This is a genomic window from Proteiniphilum acetatigenes DSM 18083, assembly GCF_000380985.1.
Classification (GTDB): Bacteria; Bacteroidota; Bacteroidia; order Bacteroidales; family Dysgonomonadaceae; genus Proteiniphilum; species Proteiniphilum acetatigenes.
Genome location: NZ_KB905697.1, coordinates 317,754 through 330,222 on the forward strand (window position 1 = coordinate 317,754; position 12,469 = coordinate 330,222).

Genomic DNA, 12,469 nt, shown 5'->3' on the forward strand with positions numbered 1-12,469 from the left:
AGCTGAATAATGACCAAAAAGGAGCGTTACAAAAAGGTACTCGACTGGTTTATAGAAAATGCGGAATCAGCCGAGACGGAATTGCATTACCAGAACGATTATCAATTGCTGGTAGCGGTAATACTCTCCGCGCAGTGTACCGACAGGCGGGTGAATATGGTCACGCCTGCTTTGTTCGAAGCGTTTCCCACACCTGACGTGATGGCTGTTTCAACCCCCGAAGCAGTTTTCGAATACATCAAATCCTGCTCCTATCCCAATAACAAAGCAAAAAATCTGGTCGGGATGGCAAAAAAGCTGCTCTCCGACTTCGGGGGTGAAGTGCCTAACGATATCGACTCGTTGCTTACCATCCCGGGCGTTGGCCGTAAAACAGCCAATGTGATGCTGGCTGTCGCATTCAATAAACCTGCCATGCCCGTAGATACGCATGTTTTCCGTGTAGCAAACCGCATCGGATTGACCGACAATTCCAAAACACCACTTGAAACAGAACGGGAACTGGTGAAATATATTCCGGCAGAATTGCTCTCAAAAGCACATCATTGGCTTATCCTACATGGGCGATACATCTGCGTGGCGCGAAGACCGAAATGTGAGATCTGCGGTCTCAGCCCATGGTGTAAGTATTACAAGAAAAAAAGAGGAGGGTTATCTGGTGTTACGATAAATCCCTCCTCTATAAGCCCTTAATTTTTTAGTCTATTCTGCGTTAGGTATTTCTTTTTTCCTATGCAGCACCAGATACACGATCGGCAGAATTCCAACGGTATTGAATATCGCAATAAAGATAAACCACACCAGATGATTGTTTCGTGCCGATTTCCACATAGCGATCACTTTCATCACTGCATCGAATAGTGCAAGCACCACAATTACAATGATGCCCCAAATCGGGAGATTTGCTAAGCTGTCGGGCATAATTAAAAATGTTTTAAATTATTGAACTGAAAATTTGTAAATACACCGGCTGGTATATTTCTCCCCAGGCTTAAGGTAGGGTGATGGCCAGTCCGGCTTGTTAGGAGAGTCCGGATATTTTTGTGTTTCCAGACAAATAGCATTGCGTTTATTATATACGGCACCATACTTACCGGTTATCGTTCCATCAAGGAAGTTTCCTGTATACACCTGTACTCCCGGTTCAATTGTGTATACTTCCAGTTGAATACCGGTAACAGGCGAATAAACCGTAGCTGCCACCTGCGAAATGTCGCCTTTGGTATTCAGCACCCAATTATGGTCGTAACCATCACCATTTTTCAACTGATCAAAATCATATTGGTCGATACGCTCACCTATAGCAGTAGGTGTCCTGAAATCCATCGGCGTACCCTCCACTTTTTCGATTTTCCCTGTCGTCATAAATGTGTCATCCACCGGAGTGTACTCATCCGCATTGATCATCAACAGGTCATTGAGGATAGTGTTATTGGCATCACCCGACAGATTGAAATAAGAGTGATTGGTCAGATTAACCACCGTCTCCTTGTCCGTTTCAGCTTCATATTGCAGGTCAATGGCATTATCATTTGTCAACGTCATCGTCACCTTCACATTCAGGTTACCGGGAAATCCGGCTTCTCCGTCTTCCGACAGGTAAGTTAATACCACTGATTGCTCATTCGGCTGGACAGCATCAAAAACTTTAGAATCAAATCCTTCCGGCCCCCCATGCAGGGTATGTCCGAAATTGTTCTGGGGCAATTCATATTCCACACCGTCCACAGTAATCTTTCCGTGTGCAATCCGATTGCCGTAACGACCGATAGTAGCACCGAAATTATTGTTGATATTGATATAGTCCTGTATGTTATTAAACCCAAGCACTACATCCTGTAATTTACCATCCCTGTCGGGAACCATCACCGAGACAATTCTTCCACCGTAGTTGGTTACGGTAACCTCCACACCGTTCGCATTCTTCAGTACATAAAGGTTGACCGAGTCACCGTTTACGACTGCCTGAAAGTCGCTCTTCTTCAATCCCGAGAGTGTTGTTTCCTCCGCGGGAGCCTCTTTTTGTTTGTTGGTACATCCGGCTATGGCTATGATTGCCAGCAGCAGGATTAATCGATTGATTTTTATCATTTTTCCTTTATATTTAATAAATTCTTTCGCAAATTTACATGATTTTATTTATGTACCTATGATTTACTTCGATAAAAATTTTTCAGCTCTGCCGGGAGAGAGCAATTCCCATAGCGATGCCACCGTCCATCCCGGAGCAAAAATATCATTATAAAATCCTTTTCCATTGCGTCCGTAATCCCAATTGGTGTGCTGCACCACTTCGGGATAATATCCTGTTTTTGCTACACCGCACATATGGTTTTCAAACGGCAACAGCTGACGCATCGATGAAGAGATGACTTTGACAAAATCGTCAAAACGAGGTTCATCATATCGTTTAGATAGCCAGTTCAGCACTGAACCGAACTCGAAGATAAACACATCGATATGGTTGTTCTCTACCGATACATTCCCCCATCCTCTGGTTTCCAGACCGATGTCACCTATCATCTGCCCCTGGGCAAACGGCACATCCCACATGTAATACCAGGAAAGAGCAAAGTAGGATGCTTTAAGAGAGAGATCGGAATAGCGCTGTTGTTCATTCCCTTTGGAAATCAGTGCCAGATAGTACATTGCCGTTGCAGCATACAAAGAGGCCTCTTTATCTTCGCAGTTAGCATCCAAGGTAGAGGAAAAATAGTCGGCTTTGGAAATAATTTCCTTCTCCAGATAATCAGCTGTTTTTTTAGCGGCATTCAGGTATTTTTTGTCGTTAAAATATTTATAAGCCATTACCAATGGTACCGTTACCGAAGGCGTACTACCACCGCTTCCATCTTCGATAGTCAGGTCATCATTAAACTTACGTGGAAAACTTCCGTCTTCATTTTGCAGAAGCAGGATTTTCTCCAATAGAGATTTCATTTTACTCTCCCATTCCGGATGTTTTCGGCCGTTCTCTTTTTCATACTGAAGGAAATGGAACATAGCATATAAGCCTTCGGATTGACGACGAATACTAAGTGTAAGTGTATTGGGTTTCGCCCTGTCATCATCAAAATTCACAAATTCACGGAAAAGCCCGTTGGGTGTAAAACCATGATCCAGATAACTATCGAAAACGGAATAACTATTGGATACCAATTCGGCACGATTATTCTGCTGTCCGTATTCCAATGCATTGAATGCATTCAACAGCACCCTCCCTACAAAACCTATCTCCGCCCGGCCTACACTTTCGCAGGTAGCCACGACCATTGCTTCTCCCGAATTGAATTTCAGGGGATGGTCGCTCACAAAACTCTGGGTGAAAAATCCGGTAAGGGTTTCTTTTACGAAATCATCGCTGAAAGGGATATCCACTGGTTCTGGACGCCAGGTATCGTAACTGTATTCCCATAATTGACGGATAAGTCCCGAAAAATCAGAAACTTTACCCGATTGCAGGAGCCATGCCAGTTTGATCGATTCTCCTTTTTCAAGATATTGGAATGCTTCTACCGGCGGCGCCAACGTAAGTTTCCTGATATACGTCTTCGGAGTTTCATAATAGGGAAACCCGAAAGAGATATTGGCATTACTGTTCACATTTTCAAATCCGGTATAACCAATCGATGTTTTACCGGAAACGATCACTTCTCCTTCTTTATGTGTTGTAAGCGCTTCTTCCTTAAAATCGTCCATTCGCATAACTGAAAGATACTCCCCTGTCCTTTCATTGAAAACAGCGGTCATCGGCACACTCAACCGGTCTTCACGTACCGTCCAGCTATCAGATGTATGAAAAGAAGGCGCTTCTTTGGGTGAACGCAGATTACGGCGATACCAAAATCCGGGCATATAGAATTGACAATCATCATGAGAGTAAGTGGTATTGATCCGCTGTTTGAAATTAAAATAGATATCTTCCTGAGCTGAGATCACCACTTCTATTCTATTCTTTTCCACTGTCCGTGTAATGACAACCGGAATATCCTTATCTGCTTTTAATTGAACTGACCGCTCTCCCGTTGTTCCTTTCAATGGATAGTGGACGGCGTTGTTACCGGGATTTTTTAACGCTATTGAAGCATCTAAGTTGGTTACAGGAATCTGAGCAGTTATGTATCTCACATTCAGCAGACACAAAATAGCGATAGAATATAAAGTGATTTTTTTGATTTGCATACGATTAAAATTTAGATACAAGAACCAAGACACAAGAACCAAGACAATTTAATCATGTACTTATGTGATAACGGTTATCATGCTCGTTTCATACAAAATTTATCTTATTTAAATATGGGTTTTTCGGCTTCAAAAGAGGGGCTGCCCCCTTCAATATAAGGCCAGTCGTTTTCCCATTGCACCTGATCCATTACCAGCACACGTCCTTTGGGATTATCTACGGATACAGCGTGATAGAAGATCCAGTCCTGTCCCTCCTTATCCTCCACAATCTCGGAATTATGCCCTGTTCCCACAAATTTCTGATTTTTTTGAATAATTATTTCATGATGATTATCCATCATCGACCTGCCCTGCTTGTCAAGATAAGGGCCGAAAAGATTATCGGAACGACCTGCTACAGTAGTATAGGTACTGTTCAGTCCTTCACAGCAGGATCCGATGGAAGCAAACATATAATAGTAACCGTTCCGTTTGTGTATATACACTCCTTCGTATGCTGTCCCGGCCACCTGTTGTTTTTCTGCTCCCGGCTTCAGGGAAAGGCCATCATCCGAAAGTTCAATGGCATAAATGCCGCGGAAGCTTCCCCAAAAGAGATATTTTTTCCCTTCCTCTTCGATATAAAAAGGATCGATAGAGTTTTGCACATTGATCTCGTTGCTGCGGAAAAGCTTACCGTGATCGGTATAAGGTCCTTCGGGCTTATCCGCTGTCGCAACACCGATGCCGCAGGTCCATTCACCACCCCAGACCGACATGGAATAGTACAGCACATACTTTCCGTCGATGAAATTGATATCGGGTGCCCACAATCCGCCATTGGGTTCAAACGTAGGGCGGGTTGCATTGGTAAATGCGGTACCTGTCATTTCCCAGTTGACCAGATCTTCAGAACGGTGAATAGGCATATTCCTGGTATCTTCTGTTGCAAAGAGATAGAAATAACCGTCATCTGCCCGTATAATGGTGGGATCAGGAAGACTGTAATTAACTACAGGATTTTTATAAATATTCTCTTTATCATTAACTGGCTTATTATCTACCGGTTCAGCACTTTTACAAGAAGTAAACACGGTGATTAGAAAAAGAAATGTAACTAAGCGGATCATTCTTTATTTTTTAATAATTTTTCCTTTGATCATCCATACACCGATCTTATCGGAATTAAAGTTTGTAGAAGCCAGAGCAGCAATGGTATTATCTCCTAAATCATACAATGAATTCCATTTTGCCTCTTTCGACAGTGGTACATCAAAAGGCTGCGAAGGATTCCTGAAACCAGAGGGACTATCGCTCACTACAACTTCCATGGTAGACAGTTCCCAATCGGAAGACCTGTTTTTCGTAGTCTGGTAAGAGAGCACATAGACCCCTTTATCGGTAAGTACCAGATAAGGAGCTCCGGCATAGACCTCACTCCCCAGTGGGTCTCTCAAAGCCGAATAACGATAAGGTGAATCTTCCAGAACAGGGTTTGCCCAGGCCTGTTCAACCGGACTCTGTACCAGCCAGGGTTTAAACTGCTTTGACAAGTTGTCTTCAATAGCCACATATATTTTACTGCCATCATGTACTGCCACAGGCATTCCATCCCGTTTCCCTTTCCGGAAAGAGACTGTGGTATGTTCTTCCGACCATGAAGCACCGTTATCAGTGGAATAGAGCATAGAGATCTCCTGCTCATCGGAATCGCGATAAGGCGATTCATTGGCGAAATAAAGATGTAATGTACCGTTGGGTAATATGAGGAAAGAAGGCTCCCAACATCCGTCCCTGAAATAAGTTCCGGCCTGGTAAAGAATATCCGCCTCCGTCCATGTAGCTCCATTATCCCTACTCCTTTTCAATGCGATAGAAAAAGGGAAAACACCTTCATCACGTGGACGCAGGTTAGAGGCAAGAAGGATGTCACCATTGTCCAGTTGGATTACTTCAGGATTGGCTATATTCACTCTTGTACTTTCACCGGTTTGTTCATCTGTATAATTAAATGCTTCGTATGCCATCACCGGTTCACTCCAGGTTGTACCTTCATCGGTACTTTTTTTCACCATCAGATCACCTCTCCTGTTCTCATACACCACGATAAGAGAGTTATCCTTTAACCTCCGCAGACGGGGATAGCCACCCTCATCTGCAATGCAGATGAGGGTATTCTTTTCCCATGCAATGAAATAATCTTCACTTCCCTGTTTTTCCTCACTTTGACAAGTAATGAAAGTGAAAAACAGGAACAGAAATAGATTTATTTGCTTAATATATTGCATATCTCCTGATTCACTTTTCTCACTCTATCCTCATCTACTTTGACCAGTTTCCTGTCATAAGTCAATAATCCGTTTACTTCGACTTCGACATCGGTAGTCTGGGTATAAACAGCGGCGGAGAATCCCTGACGGATCAGTTGTTTCAGTTGCTCGGCATATTTGATATACTCATCGGTCACCTCTTTGGAACTATTGAACTGCACATAACCCCAGTTACGATCGGGTTCCCAGAGATGTTCCTTGTTAGCCCATCCGATTCCGCCATATTCACCAAGCACGGTAGCACGCTGGGCATCGTACAGATAGAGTTGGGGAGCGGGATATTGGTGCAGGTCGAGTATGTCTCCCACAGTGTAATGATTACCACCGCTGGCAGGATTCACTAAGCGGGAGGGGTCATATTGTTTTGTCCACTCGGCAATCTCCTGGGTTTTGAATTGTCCCCACGCTTCATTAAAAGGAACCCACACGCCAATCGACGGATAAGAATAGAGATAATCCATGATCTCTTTCCATTCTTTACGGAAATTGGCCTCCGACTCGGCGGAACGCACCCTTTCCGCACCGTCGAAATACTTTCGCATCTGCCATTCGGGGCCCCTGTCACCATTAGGCATATCCTGCCATACAATTATTCCGTGACGGTCGCAGTGTGTATACCACCGTGCCGGCTCTACTTTCACATGCTTACGGATCATATTGAACCCAAGTTCCTTGGTTTTCACCACATCGTATTCCAGAGCCTCATCGCTAGGTGCTGTATAGAGTCCGTCGGGCCACCATCCCTGGTCGAGGGGGCCGAAATGGAAAAGATCTTTGTTATTGAGTTGTAAACGTACAATTCCCTTATCATCGCGCTTCATGGAATATTTACGCATAGCGGCATAACTTGCCACTTTATCGAGCTGCTTATTACCATCCCAAAGGGTAATTTCCAGGTCGTAGAGATACGGACTGTCAGGCGACCAGAGTTTTACATTTTCCGGCATCGTGATTTCCACCGGCAGGTTGTTGATGGCCTGCCCGGTTGCTACAACACGGGAACCTTCCTTTACTTTCACTTCTACCTTAGCAGCAGAAGTGCACACATTAGTGATAGCCTGGACTGCTAATATATTTTTATCTACATCAGGCGTAATCCTGATATTTTCGATATGTGTTTCAGGTACCGGCTCCAGCCACACCGTCTGCCAGATCCCGGTCACCGGCGTATACCAGATACCTTCCGGTTTATTCACTTGTTTTCCGCGTGGTTGGTATCCCTCGTCAGTGGAATCCCACACTTTTACAACGAGTGTGTTATTGCCATTGACAAGTGCGGGAGTAATATCGAAAGAGAAAGGGGTATATCCACCGGTATGTTGTCCTACTTTCACACCGTTTACCCATACATCCGCTTTCCAGTCCACCGCCCCAAAATGAAGGAGTATCTTATTGTTTCTCCATTTAGACGGTACGGTAAACTCACGCTGATACCATAGTTCATTGTCGCTGCCCACCCTTTTTTGTACTCCCGAGAGGCTTGATTCTACGGCAAACGGCACCAGGATCTGGCCGTCGAAATTGGTCGGTTTTTGTTTTCCAACCGGAAGGATGGCATAATTCCACAACCCATTAAGATTCTGCCATTCACCGCGCTCCATAATGGGTCTTGGATACTCGGGTAACACATTATTCACGTCGATTTGCGTTGCCCACCGGGTTTTAATCTTGTCTCCAGCCGGTTGCCACTGGGCTGAGACAGAAAAAGTTGTTACAAGTAAAATAAATAAAACTAGTTTCGATTTCATAAGACAATATTTATTATTAACATTAAAGTCATATGGAACTCGCATTTAATCATTATCTTTAGTGTAATAATGTTCCTGCTCGTTTCATGTTGATATTATTTTAAATAAAATTATAATTTTGAGTTTACGAAAATAGATGTTTATAAATAAACAAAAAAGTACAAATTAGTCAAAAAGTACAAATACAATCTCATTCTGATTTCTTTTATTCAAAATCTTTGGGTAAAACCCCAAATTGCTGTTGAAAACACTTGGTGAAGTAAGAAGGTGAATTAAATCCAACCATATAACAGATCTCATTTACTTTGTAAACTTTTTCCTTGAGTAACTGTGCTGCTTTTTTCAGACGCTCTACCCTGATATACTCATTAGGGGTCAGATCCAGCACACCTTTTATTTTTCGGTAAAAACTGGCACGGCTCATATTGAACTGTTCCGATATATCTTCCACAATGAATTCGGAATTGTCAAGATTTTCCTGTACGATGGCATGTAGTTTTTTAACAAATTCTTCATCTGATTTGGTACGTACTATGCTGTTGGCACCGATAAACGGATTTTTCAGAAATGTTTCACGCAGTTTTTCCCGGTTCTGCAGCAGATTAGCGATCTGCGCCATCAGCACTTCTAAAGAAAAGGGTTTATCAATATAGGCATCGGCGCCTGTCTCAAATCCCTGTACTTTAGATTCTACATTTACTTTTGCCGTGAGCAGTATCACCGGTATATGGCTGAATTCAATATCGAGTTTCACCCTTTTGGTCAGTTCCAGACCATCCATTTCCGGCATCATAATATCGCTCACAATAAGACTCACATTTTCCTCACGGAGTATTTCCAGTGCCTGCATCCCGTTTTCTGCCGTCTTTATATGATAATGCGACGATAGAAACTTTTCTTCAAACCGCAACAATTCCACATCATCGTCGACCAAAAGTATGGTATAAGCCGCTACCGTTTTTTCAACATTTATACCCGGCTCCCTTTTTCCCAATTCTCTTTCTGTTTCGGATACAGCTTTATCGGTCTCACCAACCGGCAGTGTAAGGTGAAAAAGGATCCATTCATCCTCATTTTCCAAAACCAGATTTCCTTTATGCAGTTCAGCCAAAGATTTGGAGAGCGCCAACCCGATACCTGTACCTGCAGTTTTACCATCTTTCTCTTTATCGAGATGCACAAAAGGTTTGAAGATCTCCTCCCTATATTCATCCGGAATTTTCTCTCCGTCGTTTTCTGTAAGCAGATGAAACATGTTGTTCTGTTCATCGGTTGAAATATACGCCTTCATCCGTACACAACTGTCACAATACTTAATGGCATTATTCACTAAATTACTGACTATTTTCAGGAAAGCTTCTTTATCAAGCAGCACAAAAATATCATTATCTGGCAGATCAAGTTCAAAGGTCAAATTACGTTGCCTTGCCAGAGGGGTGAAACGCAGAAATGTCTCCCTGATCAGTTCCGAAGCATTCTGCCTGCGGAGGTTCAGAGAATAAGCATCCGATTCAGTCTTGCGAAAATCTAATAACTGATTGGTCAGATTGAGCAGTCTATCGGTATTCTTACTCATAATTTGAAGATTCTCCTTTACATTATCGGAGACCTGTTCAGTCATGATCACATGATCGAGTGGTGCTTTAATTAATGATAACGGTGTACGTATCTCATGCGCCACATTGGTGAAAAAGTCGATCTTCGACCGGTATAATTCCCGTTCTTTTTCACTCTCAAATATCCTCATTTTACGTCGTTGAACACGTTGTTCACGCATATTTAAAACACGGAATAATAGTATAATTGAAAATGTAAGCAGCAAGAAATAAATTAAATAAGCCCATCCACTTAACCAGAATGGCGGACGTATCTGAATGGCAAGCGTCTTTATATTCCCCGCATTTTCATTTTCTTCATCTCCATTCAATTTGACTATAAGTCTGTATTTCCCCGGCATCAGATTTGAATATATGATATCTTGTTTATCCTTTACACGAATCCACTCTTTATCAAACCCTTCCAGTTTATATAAGATATTATTGGCATTCAAGTTGGAATAGTTGAGTACGGCATATTCCAATCTGAAAGAATTCTTACTATATGGTAAGATCAACTCATTGGTATAGAGAATACTTCCCTTTAATAATGATCTTTCGTCTGCAGGACTTACCCGCTCATTTTTCACAAATAATTCCGTAAAGACAATGGGTACATCAAGTTTTGTTTCACTAAAAGCAGAAGGATTAAAACGAACAAAACCATCAGTAGAACCGAAATAGATCGTTCCATCGGAAGCCTTGTAACTCGATTTATAATTGAACTGATTGGTTTTTAACCCATTATCCACTGTATAATTTCTGAAAGTTCCCGATAAAGGATTATAACAGACAAGCCCTGAATTAGTAGAGAGCCATAAATTGGCATTATCATCCTCTACTATTTGATACACCACGTCGTTTGGCAATCCTTTGGCACTGTTGAATGTAATAAATTCTTCAGTCTGTTTATCGAAACGGTAAAATCCTCCGCCTTCCGTGGTAACCCACAACCGTTTCCGGCTATCCTCAAAAACGCTTGTCAACTTATTGTATAACGTGTTTCTTGCACCGGAAGGATCATACAGGAAAACGTCCCACTCACGGGTAGCAGGGTCATACCGGTAAAGACCTTTAGTAAAAGTAGATACCCATATCTTCCCATCTGTGTCTTCAAAAATATCCTGAATATAAATTCCCTGAAATTCCTCAATACGGGTAAAGTTGTCTTCATTATAATTATAAATATTCAACCCGGACAGGTTGCCTATCCACAATGTATTCTGGCGGTCTTTATGGATGGCAAAAGTACTGTTATGGCTGATAGAGTTCGGGTCATCAGACTGTATGTAAGTAACCAACTCTCCTGTTCTCAGGTTATACCGGTTCAATCCTTTCGAAAAGGTACCAATCCATAGATAATCTCCATCAGCATACAGAGCATGAATATTCGTATAAAGCGATTGCAAGGCAGACGGTAACGGCAAAAATTCATTCCTTACCGGATCGAACAAATTCAGGCCGTTATCTTCCGTACCTATCCATATTTTTCCGTCGGGAGCGCTGCAAAATTCACGCACACGGCTACCTTTCATACCGTTATCCTGGGCAACAGGATAGAATAACTCGAATTGGTTATACTGGTTGGAATAATAATCGACTCCTCCAAAAAACGAGCCGATCCAAATTCCACCTTCCCTGTCTTTATAAATGGAATAAATCGCGTTGTCGGACAAGGAGTATGGGATATACCTGTTGTGACGAAGATTGTTGACTTCTCCGGTTTCAGTGTTATAGATATACAATCCAGATTCACTACCGATCCAGATCGTCTGCGGATCAATCCTCGCCAAACACCGGGCAAATATCGGTTCACCATATGCGTCTTCATCCAATAAAACACGATGTGTCATATTAACGGTATTTACACTTATAATACCTTTCGTAGATGAAGCAATCAGCAGTTGGTTATACTCGTCTGCCACCACTTTCCATATCTCCCCTGTATTATATACCAGATCTTCGTCGTCTCTCAGGCGATGCTCGGAAACCTCTCCCGTTTTTTTATCGATCCGGATAAAAGGCAGATTATAAGGAAATGCCCAGATGTGTCCGTCCCGGCCAAGACAAAGACTTATCATTCTCATCCCTCCCGGGGTCTGGGGTATAGGATAATAGGTAAGCGTATCTGCCCTGAAATTATAACAGAAAACACCCTTTTCCTCTACGGAAATCCACATATCACCGTCGTTATCCAACAAGATATCGCTGACAACACCATCCATCGATACATGATCGGCCGGAGTCTTTTCGAAACGGTTGAACTCCTCACTACGGGGATTATAAATATAGATCCCGTCATCAGTCCCTACCCAGAGGTTATCATTTTTATCCTGAAGAATACGGTGGAACACATTGTCACGCAGGTTCCCACCGGGAGAGAATTTAAAGATCTTGAATGAAGTACCGTCAAAACGGTTTAAACCGTCTTTTGTACCGAACCACATAAATCCCTGATTATCCTGAAAAATGGTAAAAACAGTATTCTGGGATAATCCGTTATTTATATTGTAATGTTTAAAGGAATAGCCTGGTAAACAGAACAGTTTCCCGCTGTCCATCATCAAAATAATGAACAACAAAATAATATGGTGTAAATTCTGTTTCTTCTTACTCATTGAACCAAAAGCAC

General features: G+C 42.4%; 8 protein-coding genes. 1 reads left to right on the forward strand and 7 read right to left on the reverse strand.

What is annotated here, in order from left to right; all coding sequences use genetic code 11:
* Window positions 1–9 precede the first annotated feature (9 nt).
* On the forward strand, window positions 10–693 hold the full coding sequence (gene nth, locus F597_RS0111570; RefSeq protein ID WP_019539907.1) for an endonuclease III: 684 nt from the start codon (window positions 10–12) through the stop codon (window positions 691–693).
* Window positions 694–702: 9 nt separating this feature from the next.
* Here nth and F597_RS0111575 read toward each other — a convergent pair whose 3' ends face one another.
* The 7 genes from F597_RS0111575 to F597_RS0111605 all read right to left on the reverse strand — a co-directional run bounded on the left by F597_RS0111575 (window position 703) and on the right by F597_RS0111605 (window position 12,455).
* Window positions 703–921, reverse strand: coding sequence for a DUF5652 family protein (locus tag F597_RS0111575; RefSeq protein ID WP_019539908.1), 219 nt, complete (start codon window positions 919–921; stop codon window positions 703–705).
* Window positions 922–939: 18 nt separating this feature from the next.
* Window positions 940–2,091 carry an aldose epimerase family protein gene (locus F597_RS0111580; RefSeq protein WP_019539909.1) on the reverse strand — a complete coding sequence of 384 codons (1,152 nt, stop codon included), beginning with the start codon at window positions 2,089–2,091 and terminating at the stop codon, window positions 940–942.
* 63 nt (window positions 2,092–2,154) lie between these two features.
* Window positions 2,155–4,182, reverse strand: coding sequence for a hypothetical protein (locus tag F597_RS0111585; protein ID WP_026327381.1), 2,028 nt, complete (start codon window positions 4,180–4,182; stop codon window positions 2,155–2,157).
* A 104-nt stretch (window positions 4,183–4,286) separates the two neighbouring features.
* Entirely contained in the window at window positions 4,287–5,294 is a 1,008-nt protein-coding gene (locus F597_RS22230) for a family 43 glycosylhydrolase (protein ID WP_019539911.1), read from the reverse strand.
* A gap of 3 nt (window positions 5,295–5,297) precedes the next feature.
* Complete coding sequence (locus tag F597_RS22235; RefSeq protein ID WP_019539912.1) at window positions 5,298–6,452, reverse strand: sialidase family protein; 1,155 nt, start codon at window positions 6,450–6,452, stop codon at window positions 5,298–5,300.
* On the reverse strand, window positions 6,431–8,242 hold the full coding sequence (locus F597_RS0111600; RefSeq protein WP_019539913.1) for a glycoside hydrolase family 2 protein: 1,812 nt from the start codon (window positions 8,240–8,242) through the stop codon (window positions 6,431–6,433). Before F597_RS0111600 ends, F597_RS22235 begins: the two co-directional genes overlap by 22 nt.
* 205 nt (window positions 8,243–8,447) lie before the next feature.
* Entirely contained in the window at window positions 8,448–12,455 is a 4,008-nt protein-coding gene (locus F597_RS0111605; RefSeq protein WP_019539914.1) for a hybrid sensor histidine kinase/response regulator transcription factor, read from the reverse strand.
* Window positions 12,456–12,469 lie beyond the last annotated feature (14 nt).